General features: G+C 73.1%; 22 protein-coding genes. 14 read left to right on the forward strand and 8 right to left on the reverse strand.

What is annotated here, in order from left to right; all coding sequences use genetic code 11:
• The first annotated feature begins 121 nt into the window (after nucleotides 1–121).
• From uvrB to ACIBTV_RS08905, 4 genes are all read left to right on the forward strand, one after another.
• The gene (uvrB, locus tag ACIBTV_RS08890; protein ID WP_396703435.1) at nucleotides 122–2,227 is read left to right on the forward strand and encodes an excinuclease ABC subunit UvrB; all 2,106 of its coding nucleotides are present in this window, start codon (nucleotides 122–124) and stop codon (nucleotides 2,225–2,227) included.
• Between the two features lie 19 nt (nucleotides 2,228–2,246).
• Nucleotides 2,247–3,098, forward strand: coding sequence for a helix-turn-helix domain-containing protein (locus tag ACIBTV_RS08895; protein WP_396703436.1), 852 nt, complete (start codon nucleotides 2,247–2,249; stop codon nucleotides 3,096–3,098).
• Between the two features lie 60 nt (nucleotides 3,099–3,158).
• Nucleotides 3,159–3,527 carry a VOC family protein gene (locus tag ACIBTV_RS08900; RefSeq protein WP_396703437.1) on the forward strand — a complete coding sequence of 123 codons (369 nt, stop codon included), beginning with the start codon at nucleotides 3,159–3,161 and terminating at the stop codon, nucleotides 3,525–3,527.
• A 279-nt stretch (nucleotides 3,528–3,806) separates the two neighbouring features.
• Nucleotides 3,807–4,658: a helix-turn-helix domain-containing protein gene (locus tag ACIBTV_RS08905; RefSeq protein WP_396703438.1), complete on the forward strand. Its 852-nt coding sequence runs from the start codon at nucleotides 3,807–3,809 to the stop codon at nucleotides 4,656–4,658.
• Nucleotides 4,659–4,759: 101 nt separating this feature from the next.
• On the opposite strand, the gene ACIBTV_RS08910 is transcribed toward ACIBTV_RS08905, so the two are convergent.
• Nucleotides 4,760–5,053 (reverse strand): antibiotic biosynthesis monooxygenase family protein, encoded by a 294-nt coding sequence (locus ACIBTV_RS08910; protein ID WP_396703439.1) that lies wholly within the window; start codon nucleotides 5,051–5,053, stop codon nucleotides 4,760–4,762.
• 567 nt (nucleotides 5,054–5,620) lie between these two features.
• On the opposite strand from ACIBTV_RS08910, the gene ACIBTV_RS08915 reads away from it, so the two are divergent.
• Nucleotides 5,621–6,619 (forward strand): TerC family protein, encoded by a 999-nt coding sequence (locus tag ACIBTV_RS08915; protein ID WP_396703440.1) that lies wholly within the window; start codon nucleotides 5,621–5,623, stop codon nucleotides 6,617–6,619.
• Between the two features lie 61 nt (nucleotides 6,620–6,680).
• Here the strand turns inward: ACIBTV_RS08915 and ACIBTV_RS08920 are convergent, their stop codons facing one another.
• Nucleotides 6,681–7,604: an NlpC/P60 family protein gene (locus ACIBTV_RS08920; RefSeq protein ID WP_396703441.1), complete on the reverse strand. Its 924-nt coding sequence runs from the start codon at nucleotides 7,602–7,604 to the stop codon at nucleotides 6,681–6,683.
• Between the two features lie 57 nt (nucleotides 7,605–7,661).
• Nucleotides 7,662–8,759: a mandelate racemase/muconate lactonizing enzyme family protein gene (locus tag ACIBTV_RS08925; protein WP_396703442.1), complete on the reverse strand. Its 1,098-nt coding sequence runs from the start codon at nucleotides 8,757–8,759 to the stop codon at nucleotides 7,662–7,664.
• On the opposite strand from ACIBTV_RS08925, the gene ACIBTV_RS08930 reads away from it, so the two are divergent.
• Nucleotides 8,758–9,600, forward strand: coding sequence for a tyrosine-protein phosphatase (locus ACIBTV_RS08930; RefSeq protein WP_396703443.1), 843 nt, complete (start codon nucleotides 8,758–8,760; stop codon nucleotides 9,598–9,600). The two genes, ACIBTV_RS08925 and ACIBTV_RS08930, sit on opposite strands and share 2 nt — an antisense overlap.
• On the opposite strand, the gene ACIBTV_RS08935 is transcribed toward ACIBTV_RS08930, so the two are convergent.
• The 3 genes from ACIBTV_RS08935 to typA form a co-directional block, all read right to left on the reverse strand.
• On the reverse strand, nucleotides 9,566–10,270 hold the full coding sequence (locus ACIBTV_RS08935) for a lysoplasmalogenase (RefSeq protein ID WP_396703444.1): 705 nt from the start codon (nucleotides 10,268–10,270) through the stop codon (nucleotides 9,566–9,568). The genes ACIBTV_RS08930 and ACIBTV_RS08935 overlap by 35 nt on opposite strands.
• A 61-nt stretch (nucleotides 10,271–10,331) precedes the next feature.
• Nucleotides 10,332–11,177: a serine hydrolase gene (locus ACIBTV_RS08940; protein WP_396703445.1), complete on the reverse strand. Its 846-nt coding sequence runs from the start codon at nucleotides 11,175–11,177 to the stop codon at nucleotides 10,332–10,334.
• A gap of 190 nt (nucleotides 11,178–11,367) precedes the next feature.
• Nucleotides 11,368–13,236, reverse strand: coding sequence for a translational GTPase TypA (typA, locus tag ACIBTV_RS08945; RefSeq protein WP_396703446.1), 1,869 nt, complete (start codon nucleotides 13,234–13,236; stop codon nucleotides 11,368–11,370).
• A 136-nt stretch (nucleotides 13,237–13,372) separates the two neighbouring features.
• Here typA and ACIBTV_RS08950 point away from each other — a divergent pair, with 136 nt between their 5' ends.
• Complete coding sequence (locus ACIBTV_RS08950) at nucleotides 13,373–14,785, forward strand: DedA family protein (RefSeq protein ID WP_396703447.1); 1,413 nt, start codon at nucleotides 13,373–13,375, stop codon at nucleotides 14,783–14,785.
• Between the two features lie 31 nt (nucleotides 14,786–14,816).
• On the forward strand, nucleotides 14,817–15,692 hold the full coding sequence (locus ACIBTV_RS08955) for a transglycosylase SLT domain-containing protein (protein ID WP_396703448.1): 876 nt from the start codon (nucleotides 14,817–14,819) through the stop codon (nucleotides 15,690–15,692).
• Between the two features lie 86 nt (nucleotides 15,693–15,778).
• Here the strand turns inward: ACIBTV_RS08955 and ACIBTV_RS08960 are convergent, their stop codons facing one another.
• Complete coding sequence (locus ACIBTV_RS08960) at nucleotides 15,779–17,917, reverse strand: MMPL family transporter (RefSeq protein WP_396703449.1); 2,139 nt, start codon at nucleotides 17,915–17,917, stop codon at nucleotides 15,779–15,781.
• Between the two features lie 134 nt (nucleotides 17,918–18,051).
• Between ACIBTV_RS08960 and ACIBTV_RS08965 the strand changes: the two genes are divergently transcribed.
• The 5 genes from ACIBTV_RS08965 to ACIBTV_RS08985 all read left to right on the forward strand — a co-directional run bounded on the left by ACIBTV_RS08965 (nucleotide 18,052) and on the right by ACIBTV_RS08985 (nucleotide 23,022).
• Nucleotides 18,052–18,588, forward strand: coding sequence for a MarR family winged helix-turn-helix transcriptional regulator (locus ACIBTV_RS08965; protein WP_396703511.1), 537 nt, complete (start codon nucleotides 18,052–18,054; stop codon nucleotides 18,586–18,588).
• Between the two features lie 2 nt (nucleotides 18,589–18,590).
• The gene (locus ACIBTV_RS08970) at nucleotides 18,591–20,387 is read left to right on the forward strand and encodes a CocE/NonD family hydrolase (protein ID WP_396703450.1); all 1,797 of its coding nucleotides are present in this window, start codon (nucleotides 18,591–18,593) and stop codon (nucleotides 20,385–20,387) included.
• A 160-nt stretch (nucleotides 20,388–20,547) separates the two neighbouring features.
• Nucleotides 20,548–21,429: a hypothetical protein gene (locus ACIBTV_RS08975; protein WP_396703451.1), complete on the forward strand. Its 882-nt coding sequence runs from the start codon at nucleotides 20,548–20,550 to the stop codon at nucleotides 21,427–21,429.
• A 151-nt stretch (nucleotides 21,430–21,580) separates the two neighbouring features.
• Complete coding sequence (locus tag ACIBTV_RS08980; RefSeq protein WP_396703452.1) at nucleotides 21,581–22,156, forward strand: ArsR/SmtB family transcription factor; 576 nt, start codon at nucleotides 21,581–21,583, stop codon at nucleotides 22,154–22,156.
• Complete coding sequence (locus ACIBTV_RS08985) at nucleotides 22,153–23,022, forward strand: MFS transporter (protein WP_396703453.1); 870 nt, start codon at nucleotides 22,153–22,155, stop codon at nucleotides 23,020–23,022. The genes ACIBTV_RS08980 and ACIBTV_RS08985 overlap by 4 nt, the downstream gene beginning before the upstream one ends.
• 61 nt (nucleotides 23,023–23,083) lie before the next feature.
• Here the strand turns inward: ACIBTV_RS08985 and ACIBTV_RS08990 are convergent, their stop codons facing one another.
• Complete coding sequence (locus ACIBTV_RS08990; RefSeq protein WP_013287480.1) at nucleotides 23,084–23,287, reverse strand: cold-shock protein; 204 nt, start codon at nucleotides 23,285–23,287, stop codon at nucleotides 23,084–23,086.
• A 172-nt stretch (nucleotides 23,288–23,459) separates the two neighbouring features.
• Between ACIBTV_RS08990 and ACIBTV_RS08995 the strand changes: the two genes are divergently transcribed.
• Nucleotides 23,460–24,155, forward strand: a complete 696-nt coding sequence (locus ACIBTV_RS08995) for a class I SAM-dependent methyltransferase (protein ID WP_396703455.1) — start codon at nucleotides 23,460–23,462, stop codon at nucleotides 24,153–24,155.
• Nucleotides 24,156–24,246 lie beyond the last annotated feature (91 nt).

Consider the following 24,246-nt stretch of genomic DNA (forward strand, 5'->3'; position numbering starts at 1 on the left):
CGAGCGGCCTACACGGAGAGCGTAGCCCGGTGACATGTGCCACACAATGGGAATATCGAAGCCGATCACGTACCCGCCGTGACCGCCGATTATGTCGGACCTGCGGCGTACCGTTGACGGCATGGCGCTCGACATTCCCCGGCTCGACGGCCGTTTCCAGGTCGTCAGTGAGTTCCAGCCCGCCGGTGACCAGCCGGCGGCCATCGACGACCTGGAGCGGCGGGTCCGGCGCGGCGACCGCAACACGGTGCTGCTGGGCGCGACCGGCACCGGCAAGAGCGCCACCACCGCCTGGCTCATCGAGCGGTTGCAGCGGCCGACCCTGGTGCTGGCCCCCAACAAGACGCTCTGCGCGCAGCTGGCCAAGGAGTTCAGCGAGCTGCTGCCGCACAACGCCGTCGAATACTTCGTCTCCTACTACGACTACTACCAGCCCGAGGCCTACATCCCGCAGACCGACACCTACATCGAGAAGGACTCCTCGATCAACGAGGAGGTCGAGCGGCTGCGGCACTCGGCGACGATGTCGCTGCTCACCCGCCGGGACGTCGTGGTGGTGGCCACCGTCTCCGCCATCTACGGCCTGGGCACCCCGGAGGAGTACCTCGACCGTGCCGTGCGGGTCGCGGTGGGTCAGGAGCTCGACCGCGACCAGCTGCTGCGCCGGCTGGTCGACATTCAGTACACGCGCAACGACATGGCCTTCAACCGGGGCACTTTCCGCGTCCGGGGCGACACCCTGGAGATCATCCCGGCCTACGAGGAGCTCGCCGTCCGCATCGAGCTGTTCGGCGACGAGGTGGAGAAGCTCTACTACCTCAACCCGCTGACCGGTGACGTGGTCCGCGAGGTCGACCACCTGCTGATCTTCCCGGCCACGCACTACGCCGCGGGCCCGGAGCGGATGGAGCGGGCGATCCGCGACATCGAGACCGAGTTGGGCGAGCGGCTGGCCGAGCTGGAGCGGCAGGGCAAGCTGCTGGAGGCGCAGCGGCTGCGGATGCGCACCACCTACGACATCGAGATGATGCGCCAGGTCGGCTTCTGCTCGGGCATCGAGAACTACTCGATGCACATCGACGGGCGGCTGCCGGGCAGCCCGCCGCACTGCCTGCTCGACTACTTCCCCGACGACTTCCTCACCGTGGTCGACGAGTCGCACGTGACGATCCCGCAGATCGGCGGCATGTACGAGGGCGACGCGTCCCGCAAGCGGATGCTGATCGACCACGGGTTCCGGTTGCCCAGCGCCGCCGACAACCGGCCGCTGCGCTTCGACGAGTTCCTGGAGCGGGTCGGCCAGATGGTCTTCCTCTCCGCTACCCCGGGCACCTGGGAGATGGAGCAGGCCCAGGGCGAGTTCGTCGAGCAGGTCATCCGCCCGACCGGTCTGATCGACCCCGAGGTCGTCGTGAAGCCGACCAAGGGCCAGATCGACGACCTGATGCACGAGATCAAGCTGCGCACCGAGCGGGACGAGCGGGTGCTGGTCACCACGCTGACCAAGAAGATGGCCGAGGACCTGTCCGACTACCTGCTGGAGAACGGCATCCGGGTGCGCTACCTGCACTCGGAGGTCGACACCCTGCGCCGGGTGGAGCTGTTGCGCGAGCTGCGCAAGGGCGACTACGACGTGCTGGTCGGCATCAACCTGCTCCGGGAGGGCCTCGACCTGCCCGAGGTGTCGCTGGTGGCGATCCTCGACGCCGACAAGGAGGGCTTCCTGCGCAGCGGCCGGTCGTTGATCCAGACCATCGGCCGGGCGGCGCGTAACGTCTCCGGCCAGGTGCACATGTACGCCGACAAGATCACGCCGTCGATGGCGGACGCGATCGAGGAGACCAACCGGCGGCGGGCCAAGCAGATCGCGCACAACGAGGCGCACGGGATCAGCCCGGAGCCGCTGCGGAAGAAGATCCACGACATCCTCGACGACATCTACCGCGAGGCCGAGGACACCGACACCCGGGTCGGCGGCGCGGTGCGGCAGCTGTCCCGGGGCAAGGCGCCGGTGAAGGAGACCCGCAGTCGCGGGCGCGCCGCGACCGGTGGCACGTCCCGCGAAGGCATGGCCCGGGCCGACCTGGCGCAGCTCATCCAGGAGCTCAACGACCAGATGCTGGCGGCCGCGCGGGAGTTGCAGTTCGAGTTGGCCGCCCGGATCCGCGACGAGATCGGCGACCTGAAGAAGGAGCTACGCGGCATGGACGCCGCCGGCGTGAAGTGAGCGCGGGCTCCGGTCGACGATGACGGGCGAGCCGATGGCCGAGGTGGTGCTGGGGCTGCCGCAGCCACGGCTGCGCCCGTACGTCGACCGCTACATCGGCTACCGCGAGCGGGCCGACGTGCCGCTGGTGCGCCGGGAGGTGGCGGGGGCCCACGTCGTGCTGATCCTCGGCTGGGGCGCCCCGCTCGACGTGGTCGACCCGCGCAGCGCGGAGCGGAGCGCGTACGGCGTGGACTCGTTCGTGGCCGGCACGTACGACCGGTGGTGCCGCACCCGCACGGTCGGGGTCGGTGCGGGGGTGGAGCTGCTGCTCGCCCCGCCGGTCGCCCGCCGGCTCCTCGGTCTGCCGTTGGGGGAGCTGACCAACCGTGCCGTCGACGTGGCGGCGCTGCCGGACGGCTGGCTCGACGGGCTCCGGCAGCGTCTCGCCGCCGCCTCGGGCTGGCCGGAGCGCTTCGCGCTCCTGGACGCGACGCTCACCGCCCGGCTGGCGGGGTCGCCGCCGGTCGACCCCCGGGTCGCCTGGGCGTGGCGGCGGTTGGCCGCGAGCGGCGGACGGCTCGGGGTCGGGTCGCTCGCCGACGAGCTCGGCTGGAGCCGGCGGCATCTGGCGGCCCGGTTCCGGCAGGAGATCGGGCTGCCGCCGAAGATCACCGCCAGGCTGCTGCGCTTCCAGCGGGCGTACGCCGCGCTGACCGCGCCCGCGGGCAGCCCGGCGGCGGGTGGTTGGGCCGGGCTGGCGGCGTCGTGCGGCTACTGCGACCAGTCCCACCTCATCCGGGATTTCCGGGAGTTCGCGGGGGACACCCCGGGCGCGCTGCTCGGCGTCGACCGATCCGCCCCAGCCGGCCGACGCGACACCGAACCCTGACCCCGCCCGAGGTCCCATTCGTCCAATCGGTGGGCCGGTCGGGGCCGCCAGAATCGGCGCATGCGAACCATCTACCCCGTCTTCCGGTACGCCGATCCGCGCGCCGCCATCGACTGGCTCTGCACCGCGTTCGGCTTCACCGTCAACGCCGTCCACGAGGGGCCCGACGGCGGTGTCGCCCACGCCGAACTGACCTTCGACACCGGCATGATCATGCTCGGGGGTCGGGACGAGCCCTCGCCCCGGCCGGCCGAGGACGACTGGTCGGTCTACGTCGCGGTCGACGACGTGGACGCGCACTGTTCCCGGGCCCGGGCCGCCGGAGCGGAGATCATCCGCGAGCCGTTCGACACCGACTACGGCTCGCGGGACTACGCCGCGCGCGACCTGGCGGGCAAGGTGTGGAGCTTCGGCACCTACCGGCCCTGATCCGGGCCGCCGGGCCGCTGGGCCGCCGGGCCGCCGGGCCGCTGGGCCGCTGGGCCGTCGGGCCGCCGGCCACGCCGTCCAGGGTCGATCGCGATCCCGGTGAGCGGGCCGGCGGCGAGCAGCGCAGGACGGGCGACGGCTGCGGGCGACGGCTGCCGCGGCGACGGGTGTCGGCCGGCTGGGTCGGCAACGCGACAAGCCGCCTCGATTGCGTTGCGCGAGCAAGGTATTGCAGTGCGTGACGGTCCTGCGTACGCTCCCTCGGTGGGGAGGCCGGGAATGCCGTTGCCAACGAGTCCTGTCATTCGCCGTGTGCGGCTCGGTGCCGAGCTGCGCCAGCTGCGCCGGCGCGAGGCGTTGACCCTGGAGCAGGTCTGCGACCGGCTGGGGTGGGCCTCGACGTCGAAGCTGTCGCGCATCGAGCTGGGGCAGAGCCGGCCGGACCTGGCCGACGTGCTGGACCTGCTGGACGTCTACGAGGTGCCGTCGTCGGCCCGGGACGCGCTGATCGTCATCGCCCGCGACGCCGCCACCAGCCGGGGCTGGTGGAAGGCGCTGGCCGAGATGGGGGAGCGGCAGCGCACCTACGCCGAGTTGGAGGCGGGCGCGGCGCGCATCGTGGAGTACCAGCCGGCCGTCGTGCCGGGTCTGCTGCAGACCCCGGCGTACGCCCGGCTGCGCCTCGCCGCCGCCGCGGCGGTCGACCCGGAGGTCGATGTGGACGCCGAGGTGCGGTCCCGGATGGTGCGGCAGGAGGTGCTGCGCCGCGTCGACCCGCCCCACTACACCGCGGTGCTGACCGAGGCCGTCTGCGAGCGTGGGCAGACGCCGCCCGAGGTGTGGCGGGAACAGCTGCGGCACCTGGTGACGATGACCGGGCTGGCCAACGTGACGGTGCGGCTGCTCCCGGGCGGGGCGGCGGGGTTGGACCCGCTGACGCCGTACTCCAGCTATGCGTTCCCGGACCCGGCGGACCCGAGGACCGTGATGATCGAGACGTTGACCAGCGACGTGCGGCTCGCGACCGTGGCGGACGTGGAGCGCTACGAGCGGATCACCGACGCGCTGCTGGGGGCGGCGCTGTCGGCGGAGGAGACGGTCACGGTGCTGACCGGACGCGTCGACGACTGACCCCCGCCCGCGCGGCCACCGGGCCCGGCGCCCCCGAGCCCGTCGGGACCGGTGCTCCGCGCGTGCGTGGGCACGGTAGGCGACGGGTACGACAATTTCGCTCAGGCGGGCACGTCGAGAAAGTGTTCGACCACGGGCGGGTTCGCGAAGTGCGGGCCGATCAGGGCCCGCCACCGGTCGAACCGGTCGGTGGCGCGGAAGTTGTCGTTGTGCGCCTCGACCGAGTCCCACTCGACGAGCAGCACGAAACGGGTGGGCGACTCGATTCCCCGGGTCATCCGCACCGACCGGCAGCCGGGGGTGCCGGCCAGCACCGGGTGGCCCTCGGCGTACGCGGCGGCGAAGGCGTCCTCGTGCCCCGGCAGAACATCGATCAGCGCGACCTCAAGCACCATGGCGGAAGCCTCCCACGACCTCCGCCGCTGACGATCACGCGGGGTCTGTCGCCGTGCCCCGCGTCTTCGACGTGACCTGGGACCGGGCGGACTTCCGGGAGGTGGTCCGTGAGCAGCAGGCCGCCGAGGACGCGGCCGCCCGCTCCGGCGGGCCGCTGCTGATCTGCGGCACCGACGCCCGGGCCACCGCGGTCTGGGAGGAGCGCTACCTCGGCTCCGCCGCTGTTCCCGGCCGACAACCCAGCCTCCTAGGAAGCCCTAGCGGATGTGACGCCGACCAGGCCGATCCGGCTCCCGTCCGGGCACGTGGTCGGCGCCACCGGTGCCCGACGTGCGATCACCGGCGGTGGTGCGCGAGAATGGTGATCGAGGAGGGGAGTATTCCCCCGCGACGGAGTCGTCAGCACGGTCGACCACACCCGGTGGACGACCCGGCCCCGTCGGTCGCCGCTCCCGCGGCGGCGGAAGAGACCTCCGACAGTCACCAGAGTGAGCGTCATCGGCACACCGGGCCCCACGGGGGCGTACGGTGTGCCCGACGCCGCGTGTCTGCCGGAGGAAAGAACGTTGGACGTGTCCGCACTGGTGTGGGCGGTAACCCTCATCGCGCTCATCGCGGTCCTCGCCGTCGACCTGCTCATCATCGGTCGACGCCCGCACGAGCCGAGCGTGCGGGAATCGAGCCTGTGGGTCGGCTTCTACGTCGGCCTGGCGCTGCTCTTCGGCGCGGGGGTGTGGCTGACCTCCGGCGCGAGCGCGGCGGGCCAGTTCTACACCGGGTGGTTGACCGAGTACAGCCTCTCGGTGGACAACCTCTTCGTCTTCGTGATCATCATGGCGCGCTTCGCGGTGCCCCGGCAGTACCAGCAGAAGGTGCTGCTCGTCGGCATCGTGCTGGCGCTGGTGATGCGCGGTGGCTTTATCGCGGCCGGCGCGGCCCTGATCTCCCAGTTCTCCTGGGTCTTCTACATCTTCGGCGCGTTCCTCATCTACACGGCGATCAACCTGGCCCGCCAGGGTGAACCGGACGAGGACGAGTTCTCCGAGAACGTGCTGATCCGGTGGAGCCGCAAGGCGCTGCCGATCTCCCGGTCGTACGACGGCGCACGGCTGATGACGCACGAGAACGGGCGGCGGCTGTTCACCCCCCTGCTCATCGTGATGATCGCGATCGGCACCACCGACCTGATCTTCGCGCTGGACTCGATTCCGGCGATCTTCGGGATCACCCAGGAGCCGTACCTGGTCTTCACCGCCAACGTCTTCGCGTTGATGGGCCTGCGGCAGCTCTACTTCCTGCTCGGCGGGCTGCTCGACCGGCTGATCTACCTCAGCTACGGCCTGGCCGTCGTGCTCGGCTTCATCGGGGTCAAGCTGGTGCTGGAGGCGCTGGCCGACAACAACCTGCCGTTCATCAACGGTGGCGAGCACGTGGGCTGGGCCCCGCACATCCCGATCTGGCTGAGCCTGCTCGTCATCCTCGGCACGTTGCTCCTGGCGACCGCCGCCAGCCTGATCAAGTCGGCCCGGGACCGGCGCCGGGAGTTGGCCGAAGCGCGCGGCTGAGGCGTACGCACCCGCGCGGGGCGCTCTCGGTCGCCGGGGGCGCCCCACGGCGCGTACGGGGTCAGACCCGGTGGGCGCCGACCAGGGTGGCGGTGCGCTCGGCGGGCAGCGGCTCCTCCAGCACGCGGCGCTGGCGGTAGCAGGCGTGCAGCATCCGCCGGTCGTCGTCGTGGGGCTCGGCCGTGACGATGCCGATGTGGTGGATCTTGCGGCCGGGGCGGGCGAAGAAGTACAGGTCGCCGGGGCGCTCGGCGCCCAGCGGCAGGGGAGTGGTCGCCGCCGCCTGGTCGTCGGCGTCGCGGGGGAGCCGTACCCCGAACCGCCGCCAGGCCAGGTGCACGAGGCCGGAGCAGTCGATCCCGTGCGCGGACACGCCGCCCCAGATGTAGACGACGTGCAGCAGCCGCTGCGCGACGGCGAGCACGTCCTCGGCGGACGGGGGTGTCGCGGCCACCTCGGCGAGGTGCGCCGCGGGCAGCCAGAGCGGGTCGGTGTGGCCGGTGGTGTGCACCGGCCGCCAGCCGTCCCGTGCCGGGCCGGCGGCGGCGAGCCGGGTGCCGATGACGACGCCGGGCAGCACCACCGGCCCGTCGGGCGCGGCGCGCAGGGCGCTCACGGTGGCGTCCACCACGAGCGGGGCGTCGGTGGGCCCGGTGGTGGCCGCGTCGGCCGGAACGAGTTGGTCGGCCGGCAGCCAGCCGGGGTAGCCGCGTGGGTCGAGCTTCGCCGCCGGCTGTTCGACCGCCACGACGTGCGCCCAGCCGTCCGGGCGCAGCTCGGTGACGAGGACCCGCTCACCGAGCAGCAGTTGGCTCAGGACGCAGTCGCCGACCTGCTGGTCGGTGTCCAGGCCGGAGATCCAGGCCGGGATGTCGGCGTCGGCGGCGACGGCGGGGCAGTCGACCGGTCGGACGGCCTCGGGGGCGGTCCAGAGCGTCGCGACCGCGACCCGGACGACGGCCTCGCGGCCCGGTTGCAGTTCCACGTCCACCCCCAGCTGCGGCCCAGTGCTCTCCGACCCTATGAAAGAAACCAACGAGCATCAACCAGCGTTCTGAATCTTTACTTCAGCGACGGAGGCGACACCGAGTCCGGGGACGTCCGGGAGCAGCACCGTCGCGCCGTCGTAGCGGATGCCGCCGTCCACCGGTGACGTGGCCAGCCACCAGGCGGCGTCCAGGTCGGAGACCGCGGTGGTGCCGTACGCGGCGACGAGGCTGGCGGCAGCCCCGATGCCGATCCCGCTCTCCATCATCGACCCGACCACGGTGCCGAGGCCGTGCGCGGCGGCCAGGTCGAGGAGGGTGCGGGCGGGGTGCAGTCCGCCGCACTTGGCGAGCTTGACGTTGACCATGTCGGCGGCGCGGCGGCGGATGACCTCGACCAGGTCACGGACGCCGAAGACCGCCTCGTCGGCGAGGATCGGCACGTCGACGCGGTCACTGACCCAGGCCAGGCCGTCCAGGTCCCACCGGGCGACCGGCTGCTCGACCAGCTCGACGTCGAGGCCCGCGTCCTCGATGCCACGGATCACCCGCACCGCCTCGCGGGGCGTCCAACCCTGGTTCGCGTCGAGCCGGATCCGCACGCCCGGGCCGACCGCTTCGCGGACCGCCCGGACCCGGTCGAGGTCGCCGGCGGCGTCGGTGCCGACCTTGAGCTTGAGCACGCCGAAGCCCTCGGCGTGGCGGCTGCGCGCGGCGTCGGCCAGGTCGTCCGCCTCCCCGGCGGCGAGGGTCACGTCGGTGGGTACGGCGAGCGCGGTGCCGCCGAGCAGCCGCACCAGCGGCACGCCGAGCCGGCGGGCGGCGAGGTCGTGCAGGGCGACGTCCAGCGCGGCCTTGGCGGCCTCGTTGCCGACGACCGCCCGCTGCACCTCGGCGCAGCGGGCGACCAGCTCATCCGGGTCGCGGCCGGTGAGCATCGGCCCGAGCAGCTGCCGGACGCACGCCTCGGAACCCTCGATGGAGGCGCCGGTGACCTGCCACACCTGCGGCGCCTCGCCGAAACCGGACCGGCCGTCGGTGTCGGTCACCTCGACGACGAGCGTGTCGACGGTGGTGGTGCGGCGCAGCGCGGTGACGAACGGGGTGTGTAAGGGGGCCGTGAGCCGGTGGGTGCGTACCGCCGCGATCGTCATGTGCGGCACCCTATACGCAGGTGGGGCGGGCGAGGGGAGGGCCGTGAGCGAGCGGGACTGGGAGTTGGTGGGCGCGCCGAACGCGCGTGACCTGGGCGGGCTGGTCGGCGCGGACGGGCGGCGGGTGCGGTACGGGCGGCTGCTGCGAACGCCGGCGTTGGGTCGGTTGACCGACGAGGACCTACCGGTGCTCGGCAAGCTGGGTGCGTCCTGTGTGGTCGACCTGCGTGACCACTCGGAGATCGAGGTGGCGCCGGCGGACCGGCTGGTCGGTGATCCGCGGCAGGTGCACCTGCCGGTGCACGATCCCGAGCATCCCGTCTTCACGTACGTGTCGGCGGTGCTGCTCGGTCACGACCTGGGCGCGTACGCGGAGCTGGCTCGGCAGGGGACACCGGCGGCGATGGCGGGCATCTACCGGTGGTTCGTCACCGGGGAGTCCGCGCGGGCCGGGTTCGGCGCGGCGGTGCGGCTGGCGGCCCGGGCGGAGAACCTGCCTCTGGTGTACCACTGCTCGGCGGGCAAGGACCGCACCGGCTGGTTGACGGTGATCCTGTTGACCGCGTTGGGCGTCGACGAGGCGGCGATCCGGGAGGAGTACCTGCGCAACAACGTGCTGACCGAGAGCCTGCGGGCGGTGATCGTCGAGGCGATGCGGCGGCGGCAGCCGCGGCTGGACGTCGAGGCGGTGCTGCCGGTGCTGGAGGTGCGTCCGGAGTATCTCGACGCGGGCTACGACGAGGTGCGCCGGGTGCACGGCTCGTTCGGGGCGTACCTGCGCGACGGGCTGGGGCTGACCGACGAGGTCATCGGGGCGCTGCGGGCGCTGCTGTTGGAGTGAGCGGCGGCGCGGTGGGGGTGGTCGCCCGGGCGGCGGCGCCGGTGACGATGAGCGCCTGCCCGGCCGCGTAGGTCGCCATCACCAGCACCGGCGCGCCGGGCGGGTCGAGGACGCCGGCGACGCCGGTGGCGATGAGCAGGTCGGAGAGGAGGAACAGCGCGCCGCCGAGGCCGACCCGCCAGCCGTGCGCGGCGGCGGTGGTGGCCATGGTGGCGAGCGCGAGCGCGTACGCGGCCACCGGGACGGCGAGCCCGGCGTCGGTGAGGCCCGTCCACATCCAGGTCAGGGCGGCGGCGGTGAGGAGCGCGTACCCGAGCGGGACCGCGAGCAGCGGCGGGCGGCGCAGCGCGGCGGCGGCCCGGTGCCGCGTGAACGCCGCGATGTAGCAGAGGTGCGCGCCGAGGAAGAGGGCCATCCCGGTGAGGAACCAACCGGTTCCGCCGACGAGCAGGGCCACGTCGCCGCCGGTGGAGAACGCCAGCGCGGCGAGGAGCAGCCGCGACGGGCGGTGGCCGCGGTCGCGGGTGGCCAGCCACAGGTATGCGGCGAGCAGGGGCATGAGCAGCGGTTTGGTGATCGCCTCGGCGAGGGTGGCGTCGGTGGCGTTGGCTGCGAGGTTCGCCGCGGTCACGGTGACGAAGGCGGCCAGCGGGAGACGGGTGCGGGGCATCGGCTGCTCCGGGGGATGCGGGGGTACGGGCAGCATAGGTGTCCCGGCGGTGGCGGGCCGTTCACAGGTCGTGTCGGGCGGCCCAGACCTGCGCGGAGATGTCGGCGATGAGCTGGCAGGCGGCCTCGTCGCCCGGCCCGGTGTCCGGGTCGGTGGTGGTGCAGACGACGATCACGTACGGGGGCGCGTCGTCGGGGAGGACGACCCCGGCGCCGTGGCGGATGCCGCGTACCCAGCCGTTCTTGTGGGCGATGCGGGTGCCGGGCGGCAGGCCGGCGGCGAGGTCGTCGCGGTGTTCCTGGGCGGTGAGGACGTCCAGCATGGCGGCGCAGGTGGCCGGCGGGGCGAGCGGACCGGGGCGGGTGGCGCCGGTGGCGAGCGTGGCGAGCAGGGCGCCCAGGTCGGCGGCGGTGACCAGGTTGGTGATGCCGGCGTCGCGGGCGGCGAAGTCCTCGATGCCGCGGCCGGTGACGCTGTGCCGGGCGCCGGCGAGCGCCCACACGTCGGCGACGGCGGGCAGGCCGACGTGGGCGAGGACCAGGTTGGTGGCGAGGTTGCTGGAGCGGACGATCATCCGGTGGGCGAGCCAGCGCAGCGGCGCGCTGTCGCCGAGCCGTGCCCAGACCGCCTCGTCGTTGTCGTAGTCGCTGTTGCAGGTGAACCGGGGCGCGTCGGGCTGGGCGGAGGCGAAGTCGTTGACGACGGGGACCGGGGCGTCCAGGTCGAGGGTGCCGGCGTCGGCGGCGCGGTGCAGGGCGGCGAGCACGGCGACCTTCATGGTGCTGGCCGCGTAGTGGGTGTCGTCGGCCCGGCGGGCCCAGGTGGGGGCGGCGTCGGGCCGTGTCACGTACGCGGAGACGGTGCCGGGCACCTCGGCGAGGCGGGCGTCGAGATCATCCCAGGTCATGCCGCCGACCGTAGCGGACCAGCCCCGCCGACGCCGCCCGGGCCGGACCTCTGCAGTTGTTGCCTCCCACATCGGCGTGGCGCGGCAACAACTGCATGATCAACGGGGGAGAGCGGGCGGGTGGGTGGGACGACGGAGCCCGGTCCCGCGTGGGCGGGACCGGGCTCCGGGTGGGGCTGGTTCTGTCGGGTCAGCCGGCGTGCTTGCGGCGGGCCGCTGCCCGGCCACGCTGCTGCTGGTCGAGCACCACCTTGCGGATCCGCACGGCGGCCGGCGTCACCTCGACGCACTCGTCCTCGCGGCAGAACTCCAGGGCCTGCTCCAGCGACAGCTTCCGCGGCGGGATCAGCTTCTCGGTCTCGTCCGCGGTGGACGAGCGCATGTTCGTGAGCTTCTTCTCCTTGGTGATGTTGACGTCCATGTCGTCGGAGCGGGAGTTCTCCCCGACGATCATGCCCTCGTACACCTCGGTGCCGGGCTCGACGAAGAGCTGGCCGCGCTCCTGGAGGTTGGTCATCGCGAACGCGGTGACCGCGCCGGAGCGGTCGGCGACCAGCGAGCCGTTGTTGCGGGTACGCAGCTCGCCGAACCACGGCTCGTACGACTCGAAGACGTGGTGCAGGATGCCGGTGCCGCGGGTCTCGGTGAGGAACTCGGTGCGGAAGCCGATCAGGCCGCGGGCCGGGACCAGCCACTCCATCCGGATCCAGCCGGTGCCGTGGTTGACCAGCTGCTCCATCCGGCCCTTGCGGGTGGCGAGGAGCTGGGTGATCGCGCCCAGGTACTCCTCGGGCGCGTCGATGGTCAGCCGCTCGACCGGCTCGCAGGTCTTCCCGTCGATCTCCCGGGTGACGACCTGCGGCTTGCCGACGGTCAGCTCGTACGACTCGCGGCGCATCTGCTCGACCAGGATCGCCAGGGCCAGCTCACCGCGGCCCTGCACCTCCCAGGCGTCGGGGCGCTCGGTGGGGAGCACCCGCAGCGACACGTTGCCGATCAGCTCCTTGTCGAGCCGGTCCTTGACCATGCGGGCGGTGACCTTGGCGCCCTTGACCCGGCCGACCAGCGGCGAGGTGTTGGTGCCGATGGTCATCGAGATGGCCGGCTCGTCCACGGTGATCAGGGGCAGCGGGACCGGGTTCTCGGCGTCGGCGAGGGTCTCACCGATCATGATGTCCGGGATGCCGGCGACGGCGATGATGTCGCCCGGGCCGGCCGACTCGGCCGACTTGCGCTCCAGGCCCTCGGTCATGAGCAGCTCGGAGATGCGGACCCGCTGGGTGCTGCCGTCGGTGCGGCACCAGGCCACGGTCTGGCCCTTGTTGATGGTGCCCTGCCGGACCCGGCACAGCGCGAGGCGGCCGAGGAACGGCGACGCGTCGAGGTTGGTGACGTGCGCCTGAAGCGGGGCGTCCTCCTCGTACGCGGGCGCCGGGATGGTGTCCAGCAGCGTGCGGAACAGGGGCTCCAGGTTGTGGCTGTCGCTGGGCACGGAGCCGTCGGCGGGCTGGGTCAGCGAGGCGATCCCGTCGCGGGCGCAGGCGTAGACGATCGGGAAGTCGATCTGCTCCTCGTCGGCGTCCAGGTCGAGGAAGAGCTCGTAGGTGTCGTCCACGACCTCCTTGATCCGAGCGTCCGGCCGGTCCACCTTGTTGATCACCAGGATGATCGGCAGCCGCGCCCGCAGGGCCTTGCGCAGCACGAACCGGGTCTGCGGCAGCGGGCCCTCGCTGGCGTCCACCAGCAGGACGACGCCGTCGACCATGGTCAGTCCGCGCTCCACCTCGCCGCCGAAGTCGGCGTGGCCGGGAGTGTCGATGATGTTGATCGTCACCGGGTCCGAGCCGTCGGCCGGCATGTAGTGCACGCCGGTGTTCTTGGCCAGGATGGTGATGCCCTTTTCCCGCTCCAGGTCCATGGAGTCCATGACCCGGTCGGCCACCTCGGCCCGGGCGCTGAACGCGCCGGCCTGCCGCAACATGGCGTCGACCAGGGTCGTCTTGCCGTGGTCGACGTGGGCGATGATGGCGACGTTGCGGAGGTCGGTGCGTAGCTGCATACCCTCCATACTCTCCTGTCCGCGGTTGCCGGTTCCCCATCGGGGTCTTCCCCCGAATGGCCCGGATCTCTGGTGGAACTCCTGTCCCAGCCGCGCTGGCGGCTGGCATGCTGACCCTCGTGTTCGTGGGGGCCGGATGCACGACCTGCTGACCCTGGTGCAGGGTCTGCCACCCCTGCTGATCTACCTGGTCGCCGCACTGATCGTGGCCGGCGAGACCGCCGTGATCTTCGGGCTGCTGGTGCCGGGAGAGGCGACCCTGCTGCTGGTCGGCTTTCTAGCGTACGCGGGCACGTTACGGCTCGCGCCGACGCTGATCGTGATGATGGTCGCGGCGGTGATCGGCGACACACTGGCGTTCCGGGCGGGTCGCCGGTACGGGCCGAAACTCCGCGCCAGCGGCCTGGGGTCCCGGGTCGGCCCGCACCGGTGGCGGCGGGCGGACGAGCTGCTGAACCGGCTCGGCGGTCGGGGGGTGTTCGCCGGCCGGTGGGTGGCCTTCGCCCGGACGTTGGTGCCCCGGCTGGCCGGCGCGGCGGGCCTGCCGTACCGGCGGTTCGCACCGTGGAACGCGGCCGGGGTGGCCACCTGGGTGGGCGCGTCCGTGCTGGTCGGCTATCTGGCGGGGGAGTCGTACGAGACGGTGTCCCGGCTGCTCGGTCGGGCCACCGGCGCGCTGCTGGTGCTGATCGTCGCGCTGGTCGCGGTGGTGCTGGTCGGCCGCTGGCTGGGACGCAATCCGGACCCGGTGCGGGCCCTGCTGTCCCGGGCCGCCGCGCTCCCGCCGGTGCGCTGGCTGTCCCGCCGCTACGGGCTGTTGTTCTTCCTGCTCGCGATGCGGATCGGGCGCGGCTGGACCCTGCTGCTCAATCTCGTCGCCGGGCTGGCGCTGCTGTTCGCCGCCGGGTTCGCCGTCGCGGCGGTGCTGGAGGTGGTGGTCCGCCACAGCGGTCTGGACGCCGTCGACGGGGCGATCGCCCGCTGGTTCGCCGACCGGCGTACCCCCGATGCCGTGGTCGCGGTGCGGGCCACCGTGTCGGCGTTGCGCGGGGGGATGCTGATCGCCTTGGTGGCGGTGGTGGCGGCGGTGCTGGCGTGGCGGAACCGGCCGTGGCGGTCCGACCTGCTGAGCCTGATCGGCACCTTCGGGGCCTTCGTCCCGCTGTTGGTGCTGGCGGTGGTCGCCTATCTGGCTGGTTCGGCCGGGCCGGGGCCGGACGACGCGCTGTTCCCCACCCAGAACGCCGTGGTGACCGCCAGCCTCTGCACGCTGGCGTGGCTGCTGTCGCGGTCGACCCGCTGGCCGCTGGCGGTGGCCGTGTGGACGGCCGCCGCGGCGGGTGTCGTCTACCTCGCCGGCGCCCGCCTCTACCTGGGGCTGAGCACGGTCAGCGGCACGGTCGCCGCGGTCCTGCTCGGGGTGCTGTGGACGGCGGTGTTCATGGTCGCCTGGGCGACCCGGCACCGGACGCTCGGCGGTGAGGAGCCCGGCACCGGCGGGCCACCGGCGCGGCCCGAGGGGCCCCGACGGCGGGTCGAACCCTGTTAGGGTGCGGCGACGTCAACGGGAGGGGACGCAGATGCGCCGACGGCTCGGGGGATGGGTTGCCGTGGTGACGGCCGGCGTGCTGCTGGTCACCGCCGGATGCGCCGGAGAGCAGGCCCGTCCGCAGGACCTGTCCCAGCAGGCCCCCGTCGCCGCCGAGGTGGCGGGTGAGGCCAGCGCCGAGCCGGTCGCGGCCGACGCGCCGACCCGGCCCGCGGTGCAGGGTCTGGGTGGGGCGCCCCGGCGCAGCGTGCCGCCGTCGACGAAGCCGACCCCGCCGACGGTCAAAACCTCGCGTCCGGCGGGGCCGCGAGCGGTGCCCAAGCCGCCCACCGAGACGAGGGTCCCGCCGCCGCCGTCTCCGCCGCCGGCCGGGTGCACCAAGCCGCGCTACGAGGGCACCCAGGCCAGTCGGGCCCAGGTCAAGACGGCGCTGACCAACGCGGCGGAGCGCACCTACTGGCCGACGTCGGCGCCGGACATCGCGATCCCGCTCAACCTGCTCAAGGCCACGGCGTGGCAGGAGAGCGGCTGGCAGTCCAACATCATCGCCTGTGACGGCGGCGTCGGGTTGATGCAGGTCATGCCGGACACCGCGACGTGGATGAACCAGCGGTTCGGGCAGAGCTACAAGATCGACGTCTATCAGGACAACGCGTACCTGGGCGGCACCTACCTGGCCTGGCTGACCAAGTACATCGGCGACATGTACTTCGACGCCGACTACCGGCTCGACGCGTCGCTGTGCACCAGCGAGCTGAACTCCTGCCTGCTCAACGCCGTCATCGCCGCGTACAACTACGGGCACGGCGCGGTGGCCCGGGAGGGCGAGCCGTTGACCATCCCCAACCCGCAGTACGTGCGCAACGTGCGCGCGCTCATGACCGAGTGCGAGTGCCTGAGTTTCTGAGCGACCCGCTCGGGCCCGGCGACACCACTGACGATCCCCGCTGACGCGACCGGGGGCCGGCGCCGGCCGACCCCCGGTCGATCCGGTCAGTCGCGCGCGGCGACCGGCTCGGCCGGCACTCCGGGCGTGCCGGCGGCGGGCGCGTCGGGGCCGCGGGTGATCCGTCCGGGCCACCAGAACCGGTCGCCGAGCAGGAACGCCAGCGCCGGCACCAGCACCGTGCGGACCAGCAGCGTGTCCAGCAGAACGCCGATGCAGACGATGATCCCGATCTGGGTGAGCGTGATCAGCGGCAGCACGCCGAGGACCGCGAACACCGCGGCCAGCAGCACGCCGGCGCTGGTGATGACCCCGCCGGTGACGCGCAGCGCGGACAGCATGCCGTCGCGGGTGCCGGCGTGGCGGGCGTCCTCACGGGCCCGGGTGACCAGGAAGATGTTGTAGTCCACGCCGAGCGCCACCAGGAACACGAAGGCGAGCAGCAGCACCCCGCTGTCCAGCGCCGGGAAGTCCAGCACGTGGTCGAAGAGCAGCCAGGCCGCGCCCAGGCTGGCGAAGAACGAGGCGATCACGGTCAGCACCAGCAGCAGCGGCGCCAGCAGGCCGCGCAGCAGCAGCACCAGGACCGCGCCCACCAGCAGCAGGATGATCGGCAGGATCAGCTGAAGGTCCCGGGTGTTGGCCTCGTCCGAGTCGTAGGTTGCGGCGACCGAACCGCCGACCAGGGCGCCGTCGGGGGCGTCCGCGCCGGCGACGGTGGGCGGCGCGGAGTCCGGCACGGCGGCGACCGCCGCGCGCAGCGCCACCACGGCGCGGTCGGAGGCGGCGGTGCCGGGCTCGGCGGTGAGCACCACGTCGACCTGCGCGACGCGGTCCCCGGACGCACCGGGTCGGGCCGAGGCGACCCCGTCGACGGCGTCGGCGGCGGCGAGGACCGCGGGGGCCGCCTCCGGGTTGGTGAGCACGGCGATCGGCTGGGTGCTGCCGGCCGGGAAGGCGCGGGCCAGCGTCTCCGCGCCGGCGACCGCCTCGGGCCGCTCCCGGAACTGTTCGGTCTCCGACAGGCCGGTGCGGATGCCCAGCCCGCCCAGGGCCAGGCCGGCGAGGAGCAGGGTGGCCAGCGCGGCGACCGGCAGCGGTCGGCGGACGACCAGCTCGCCGAGGCGACCCCAGAGCCGGCCCTCCCGGGCGGCCGCGCCGACCCGGGGAACGAACGGCCAGAACAGGCCCCGCCCGAACAGCACCAGGGCGGCCGGGAGGACGAACAGGGCGGAGAGCATGGCGAAGACCACGCCGATGGCGCAGGCCAGGGCCAGGGCCCGGTTGGTCTCCTGCTCCGACAGCAGCAGCGTGAGCACACCGAGGACGACGGTGCCGCCGCTGGCCAGGATCGGTTCGGCGGTGCGGCGCAGGGCGGCGCGCATGGCGGTGAACCGGTTCTCCTCGCGGCGCAGCTCCTCCCGGTAGCGGGCGATGAGCAGCAGCGCGTAGTCGGTCGCGGCGCCGAAGACAAGGACGCTGGCGATGCCGGTGACCTGACCGCTCGGCAGGTAGATGCCGAGTGCGGGCACCAGGGACTCCACCACGCGCTGGGTGAACTGTTCGGCGGCGGCCACCACCAGCAGCGGCACGAGCCACAGGAACGGGCTGCGGTAGGTGACCAGCAGCAGCAGCGCCACGACGGCGGCGGTGACCAGCAGCAGGGTGGTGTCGGCGCCCTGGAACACCTTGCCCAGGTCGGCGGTGAACGCGGGCCTGCCGGTGACCTCGACGGTCAGGTCGGCGGGCAGGTCGCCGACCGCCTCCCGGACCTGCTCCACCTTCTCGACCACCGTCTGCGGCCCGCCCGCGGTGGACAGCGGCACCGCGACCAGCGCGACGGTGCCGTCGGGGGAGACCTGGGCGGGGGAGACCCGCCCGCCCACGGCGAGCGCTCCCAGCTCGGCGGCGACGTCGTCGAGTGCGCCGCGGTCCACGTCGCTGAGCGGGGCCCGGTCGGTGCGGCTCACCACCACCAGCGCGGGCTGCGCGTCCTTGGACGGCAGCTGGTCCTGGAGGCGTTCGACCTGCGTCGACTGCCACTTCACCGACAGGCCGGTGGCGGAGACGGGCTCGGGGTTGTCCGGCTTCGGTAGCCCGAACACCACCGCGCCGACGACGAGCGCGGCGACCACGGTGAGCCAGGCGGCCAGCCGGCCCCGGGCGACGCGGGTGAAGAGTGACATGGGATGCCCTCGCATGATCAATGCCAGAATCTTGGAAGCTGAGAATCTTGACTGTCGAGATTATCCGCGCACGTTCTATGCTGCAACCGGACGGGACAGGTAGGGGGTGGCGGTACGCGGTGACGGCGCAGCGCATGTACCGGCGGCGGGACGACCCACGTGGGCGGATGGTCGCGGAGATCACCAACGACCTGCGTCGTTACTCGACGGAAGCCCAGCACATCGGGCACGCGTTCGCCAGCCTGCACGGGCTCAACGCCACCGACCTGCAGGCGCTGATCGCGGTGATGGATGCGGAACTGATGGGCGACCCGATCACCCCCGGCCGGCTCGGCGAGGTGCTCGACCTCTCCTCCGGTTCGGTGACGGCGCTGGTCGACCGGCTGGAACGCGCCGGCCACATTCGACGGGACCGGGACACCGCCGACCGGCGCAAGATCCTGCTGCACTACGCCGACCGGGGCGCGTCCCTGGCGCAGAGTTTCTTCGGGCCGCTGGGCCGGCGCACCGACCAGGTGATGGAGCGGTTCACCGACGACGAGCTGGCCGTCGTGCACCGGTTCATGGCCGAGATGCTGCGGTCCATGCGGGCGCACCGCGACGAGGTGCGCGCCGCGCGCGACGAGCCCCACCGGGACGGGCGCCCCGGCCCCGCCGACGGCGACGCCTGACCGTGCGGCCGGTCACCCGGCTCGCCGCGGCGGCGCTGCGGCTGCCCCCGGCCCACACCGGTCGGGTCACCGTCGCCCGGGGCCTCCCCGTCCGGGTCCGCGACGGCGTCGCCCTGCGCACCGACCACTACGCCCCCGAGCGCTCCGACGCGCCGACCGTCCTGATCCGCACCCCGTACGGGCGGGGCGGTCCGATGCGGCTGCTCGGCCGGCTCCTCGCCGAGCGGGGCTTCCACGTCGTGGTCCAGTCCTGCCGGGGCACCTACGGCTCGGGCGGCACGTTCAACCCCCTGGTGCACGAGCGCGACGACGGTCTGGACACCCTGGACTGGCTGCGCCGTCAACCGTGGTACTCGGGCGCGTTCGGCAGCTTCGGGGTCAGCTATCAGGGCTTCGTGCAGTGGGCGATCGCCGGCGAGGCCGGCGACGAGCTGCGCGCGATGGTCGCGGTGGTCACCGCCTCGGCCACCCGCGACTCGACGTACGCGGGGGAGGCGTTCGCCCTGGACACCGTGCTCACCTGGGCCGAGCTGCTCCAGGCGCAGACCGTGCCGTGGCTGGCCCGCCAGTGGGAGCTCAAACGCGGCCAACCCCGGCTCGCCGCGGGGCTGGCGCACCTGCCCCTCGTCGAGGCCGACCGGGTCGCCACCGGGGTGACCGTGCCCTTCTTCCAGGAGTGGCTCACCCACCACACGCCGAACGCCGACTACTGGCGGGCCCGGATCTTCGACGACGCCGTGGCGCGGGTGCGCGCGCCGGTGGCGATGGTCAGCGGGTGGCACGACATCTTCCTGCCCGCCCAGCTGGCCGACTACGCCGCCCTGCGCGCGGCCGGCCGGCGCCCGCGCCTGGTGATCGGGCCCTGGACGCACGGCAGCCCCGGACTGCTCGCCGCGGCGCTGCGGGAGGGGCTCGCCTGGCTGGACACCCACCTCGCCCCGAACCGATCCCGACCGGCCCGGGAGCCGGCCCGGGAGCCGGCCCGGGAGCCGGCCCCGGAGCCCGCCCGGCCCGTGGCGGCGGAACCGACCTCGGCGCCCGCGCGGGCGGTGGTGGCGTCACCGGTCCCGGAGCCCGATGCGGCCGCGGTGGCAACGGCGGAGCCGGTGCGGGTGCACGTCGGCGGTGCCGGCGGTGGGTGGCGCGACCTGCCGGACTGGCCGCCGCCGGCCACCGTCACGCCGTGGCACCTGCACCCGCGCGGGGGCCTGTCGACCCGGCCGCCGGTGCCGTCCCCGGCGGACGCCATCTGGTACGACCCGGCGGACCCGACCCCGTCGCTCGGTGGGCCGCTGCTGGTCGCCCAGCGGGCCGGGCCGGTGGACAACCGGCTTATCGAGGCCCGCCCCGACGTGCTCACCTACACCAGTGACCCGCTCGTCGCGCCGGTCGAGGTGGCCGGGCCGGTGTCGGCGCGGATCCACGTCCGCAGCGATCTGCCCCATCTCGACGTGTTCGTGCGGCTGTGCGATGTGGACCGCCGGGGGCGGTCGTGGAACGTCTGTGACGGGCTGGTCCGGGTGTCGCCCGAGCGGTTTCGGAGCGGGCCGGACGGTGCGGTGTGCGTGCCGGTGACGCTCTGGCCGGCCGCCCACCGCTTCGCGCCCGGGCACCGGCTGCGCGTGCACGTCACCGGTGGCGCCCACCCCCGGTACGCCCGCAACCCCGGAAGCGGCGAACCACTCGGCACCGCCGTCACGCTACGTGCGGGGCGGCGGGTGATCCTGCATGACCCGGAGCACCCCTCCGCGGTCTTCCTGCCGGTCATCCAGAGTGGACCAATGGGCCGTCCAATGTGAATGTGAAACTCGCTGACCTGGGCGTTTGTCCAAAAGCGGGCTATGGTTGAGCCAACGCCCGGCGCCGTGCACCACGCAGGCCGGGCCTGCGCAAGCGCCTCGTCATCCACACGCGGTGTAACGCCGTGCCCGGCCCCCGTTCCATTCGAGAGGGGGAATCATGACCCGGGCTCCGGCGAATCTGATGGCCGTACGCAGCCTGTTGCTCGAGCACCTCAACGTCGACAAGAACGCCGCCCGTGACGCGGACCTGGAACCCGCGGAGGTCGGCATCGTCGGCGATCCCGCGCACCGGGGCGGCTACCACTGCGGCTCCGACCGCGTGGTGACCAACGACTACTCGGTCGTGGAGTCGGCACGGGACCGCAACGGCCTGACCCTGGACGCGGCGGCGCTCGACGTCGGCCAGTTCCAGGTGCGGGCCGGCGGCGGCACCCACGACCTGCGCAGCTTCTCCACCTGGTGCGTGGCGCAGTGCGCCGCGAACGCCCCGGACGCCCGCGACATCCGGGAGGTCATCTACAGCCCGGACGGCCGAACCGTCCGACGGTGGGACCGGCTCGGTCGCCGCACCACGGGAGACAACTCGCACCTGTGGCACACGCACTTCAGCTTCTTCCGTGACTCGATCAAGGCGGGGCGGGATCAACGGCCCCTGTTCCGCCGCTACCTGACCACCATCGGTCTCTTGGAGGACGACATGACACCGGAACAGGACCAGCGCCTCAAGCGGGTGGAGACCATGCTCTCCCGCCTCGACGGGCGGGAACCGATCGGCCAGACGTACCTGCGCCTGGCCGTCGGCAAGGACGACGCCCCCGGCGCGAAGCCGGTCAGCCACCCGACGCTGACCAGCCTCGCCACCCAGCTCACCAGCGTCCAGCAGGCCCTCACCACCCTCGCGGGCCGGGACTTCACCGACGAGCCGTCGATCATTCAGGGCGTGCTCGCCGGGCTGAGCCCGGAGCGGATCGCCGCGGCGATCCCACCGACGATGGCCAAGCAGGTCGCCGACGAGCTGGCCCGTCGCCTGGCCGCCTGAGTCGCGGGCGGGCCGCCCCGGCCCGGGGTGGCCCGCCCCGAAGGCGCGTCGACCGCTCCGGTCGGCATCCCGCCGGCCCGACCTGGAATCCGCAACACTATTTACGCAATACCTATTGCGCAACAGCTCTTGCGGATAACAGGCTGACGGCATGGAGAACCGCGACGTACGCCAGGTGACCGACTCGCGGGTGCTTGCCGCGATGGCCCACCCGCTGCGCCGGCGGCTGATGGACGTGCTCAAGGTGCACGGCCCGTCGACGGTCGGTCAGCTCGCCGAGCGCACCGGCCAGGCACCCGCCAACGTGAGCCATCACCTCAAGGTGCTCGCCGGCGCCGAACTGGTCGCCGAGGCGCCGGACCTCGCCCGCGACCGCCGCGAGCGGTGGTGGCAGCTGGTCAACCGCGGGCTGCGCTGGTCCAACTCGGACTTCGACAGCGACCCGGCCGGCCGGGCGGTGGCCGACGCCGCGACCTCGCTCAACCTGGATCGGCACGTCTCGCTCGCCCGAGCCTGGCACGCCACCGACGAGGCGACGCAGGCCGAGTGGGACGACGGACCGTTCTCCACCGACCGCTGGGTGCACCTCACCCCGGAGGAGCTGGCCGAGCTGGGGCGCGAGATGATCGACCTGCTGGCCCGATGGGCCGACCGGGAGGTGCCCGAGGACGGGCGGGAACGCAAGCCGGTCTTCGTGTTCGCCTACGGCATCCCGGCCCGGCCGTGACCGGCCTCGTCACCGCCCCGGCGCCCCCACGGCCCGGCGGCCTGCTGCGACACCGCGACTTCCGGCTGCTGTGGACCGCCCAGACGGTCAGCAGCGTCGGCAGCAACGTCACCACCGTCGCGCTGCCCCTGGTGGCGGTGGCCGTGCTCGACGCGACCACCTTCCAGGTGGCGGTGCTCACCGCCGCGGCCGGGGTGCTCACCGTCGGGCACCTGCTCGCGGCGGCGCTGGGCGCCGGGCTGGCCCGGGTGTTCTTCGAAACCGCCGACCAGGTCTACCTGCCGGTGGTTCTGCGCCCGGCCGATCTGCCGGAGGGCAACGCCAAACTGCAGGCCACCCAGACCGCCAGTTACGTGATCGGGCCGGGCCTCGCCGGCCTGATCGCCCAGGCCGTGGGCACCGTCGCCGCCCTGCTGCTGGACGCGCTGACCTTCCTCGTCTCCGCCGTCAGCCTCGCCCGCATCCGCACCCGGGAACCTCGGCCGGCGCCGGTGGGGCCGGGACGGTCGCTACGCCACGAGATCGCCGACGGGCTCCGGTTCGTCGCCCGCGACCCGTACCTGCGGGTGCTGACGCTCTTCGGCGCCGCCAGCAACATCGGGCTGGTCGGCTACCAGGCCGTGAAGGGCAGCTTCCGACAGACGTACGCGCCGCACCACCTGCTCGGACGGGTGACCGTGAGCATGCAGCTGCTCAACTACGGCACCATCCCCGTGGCCGCGCTGGCGGCCGGCGCGCTCGGCAGCGCATACGGTGCCCGGACCGCGGTGCTGGCGATGACCGGCTGGCTCGCGGCCACGCCGCTGATCATGCTGATCGGGCCCCTGCGCCGCCGACGGGACCTGCCCGCCGCACCGGCGACCTGACCCGGCACAAGGTGCGCTGGGGCGGCGACCGGTCGACCGGTCGCCGCCACCGGCGCGGAGGTCACATCGGACGGACGTTGTCCGCCTGCGGGCCCTTCTGACCCTGGGTCACCTCGAACTCGACCTTCTGACCCTCGTTGAGCTCCCGGTAGCCACTGCTCTGGATGGCCGAGTAGTGGACGAACACGTCCGGGCCGCCGCCGTCCTGCTCGATGAAGCCGAAGCCCTTTTCCGAGTTGAACCACTTAACCGTGCCGGTTGCCATGCGTCTCTCCCTGTTCAATGCGGGTGACCACCGGTCGTCGACCGATGATCGCCCTGTACCACCACGACAGTAACCGGCCAAACCCTCATCCGCCGGGCGAAGTGCCGCAGGCGACCGGGTGAACTCTGCGTGCGGCCCGGTAAAAGCCGGGCGTCGGCCTCCACCCTGGGGCATGCTTGCGACGGTGGACGATGCCGCAGCCGTCGCGCTGACCCAGCTGGAGCGGGAAATCGACGCTCCGGGCGGCGGGCTGGACCGGCTGCGACTGGTGCCCATTCCCTTCGTTCCCGAGGTGCGGCTGCACCTGGCCGAGGACGCGATCGTGTGGTGGGCCCGGATGGAGGCGGCCGCCGGGCACGCCCTGCCGCCGCCGTACTGGGCGTCCGTCTGGGCCGGCGGGCAGGCCCTGGCCCGATACCTGCTCGACCACCCCGAACTCGCCGCCGGACGCCGGGTGCTGGACCTGGCCGCCGGCTCCGGCCTGGTCGCCATCGCCGCCGCGCTCGCCGGCGCCGCGCAGGTCACCGCCAACGACATCGACCCGTACGCGGTCGCCGCCGTCACGGTCAACGCCCGCGCCAACCAGGTGACGGTCGCGGCCACCGGCGGGGACCTGCTCGACTCGACCGACCTGGGCACCGACCTGCTGGTCGCCGGTGACGTCCTGTACGACCGGGAACTCGCCGACCGGGTGCTGCCCTTCCTGACCCGGGCCGCCGAGGCCGGCGCCGAGGTGCTGGTCGGCGACCCCGACCGGGGTCACCTGCCGCACGGACGGCTCGACTCGATCGCCACCTACCCCGTACCCACCACCGAACCGTCGGTCGACTCCCCGGTCCGCCGGGTGCAGGTGCTGCGCCCCGCCTGAGCGGCCGGCTCAGGGACCACCCCGAGCCGACGTCAGGGGTCAGGTGGGGGGTCCGGCCCGATGTGGCCGGTGGCGCGGCGGCCATAGCGTA

Source organism: Micromonospora sp. NPDC049366, assembly GCF_044466625.1.
Classification (GTDB): domain Bacteria; phylum Actinomycetota; class Actinomycetes; order Mycobacteriales; family Micromonosporaceae; genus Micromonospora.

Coding starts and splice junctions, on each gene's coding strand:
- uvrB (WP_396703435.1), top strand. CDS start 122: ATGGCGCTCGACATTCCCCGGCTCGACGGCCGTTTCCAGGTCGTCAGT.
- ACIBTV_RS08895 (WP_396703436.1), top strand. CDS start 2,247: ATGACGGGCGAGCCGATGGCCGAGGTGGTGCTGGGGCTGCCGCAGCCA.
- ACIBTV_RS08900 (WP_396703437.1), top strand. CDS start 3,159: ATGCGAACCATCTACCCCGTCTTCCGGTACGCCGATCCGCGCGCCGCC.
- ACIBTV_RS08905 (WP_396703438.1), top strand. CDS start 3,807: ATGCCGTTGCCAACGAGTCCTGTCATTCGCCGTGTGCGGCTCGGTGCC.
- ACIBTV_RS08910 (WP_396703439.1), bottom strand. CDS start 5,053: ATGGTGCTTGAGGTCGCGCTGATCGATGTTCTGCCGGGGCACGAGGAC.
- ACIBTV_RS08930 (WP_396703443.1), top strand. CDS start 8,758: ATGTGCGGCACCCTATACGCAGGTGGGGCGGGCGAGGGGAGGGCCGTG.
- ACIBTV_RS08925 (WP_396703442.1), bottom strand. CDS start 8,759: ATGACGATCGCGGCGGTACGCACCCACCGGCTCACGGCCCCCTTACAC.
- ACIBTV_RS08935 (WP_396703444.1), bottom strand. CDS start 10,270: ATGCCCCGCACCCGTCTCCCGCTGGCCGCCTTCGTCACCGTGACCGCG.
- ACIBTV_RS08940 (WP_396703445.1), bottom strand. CDS start 11,177: ATGACCTGGGATGATCTCGACGCCCGCCTCGCCGAGGTGCCCGGCACC.
- typA (WP_396703446.1), bottom strand. CDS start 13,236: ATGCAGCTACGCACCGACCTCCGCAACGTCGCCATCATCGCCCACGTC.
- ACIBTV_RS08950 (WP_396703447.1), top strand. CDS start 13,373: ATGCACGACCTGCTGACCCTGGTGCAGGGTCTGCCACCCCTGCTGATC.
- ACIBTV_RS08955 (WP_396703448.1), top strand. CDS start 14,817: ATGCGCCGACGGCTCGGGGGATGGGTTGCCGTGGTGACGGCCGGCGTG.
- ACIBTV_RS08960 (WP_396703449.1), bottom strand. CDS start 17,917: ATGTCACTCTTCACCCGCGTCGCCCGGGGCCGGCTGGCCGCCTGGCTC.
- ACIBTV_RS08965 (WP_396703511.1), top strand. CDS start 18,052: ATGTACCGGCGGCGGGACGACCCACGTGGGCGGATGGTCGCGGAGATC.
- ACIBTV_RS08975 (WP_396703451.1), top strand. CDS start 20,548: ATGACCCGGGCTCCGGCGAATCTGATGGCCGTACGCAGCCTGTTGCTC.
- ACIBTV_RS08980 (WP_396703452.1), top strand. CDS start 21,581: ATGGAGAACCGCGACGTACGCCAGGTGACCGACTCGCGGGTGCTTGCC.
- ACIBTV_RS08990 (WP_013287480.1), bottom strand. CDS start 23,287: ATGGCAACCGGCACGGTTAAGTGGTTCAACTCGGAAAAGGGCTTCGGC.
- ACIBTV_RS08995 (WP_396703455.1), top strand. CDS start 23,460: ATGCTTGCGACGGTGGACGATGCCGCAGCCGTCGCGCTGACCCAGCTG.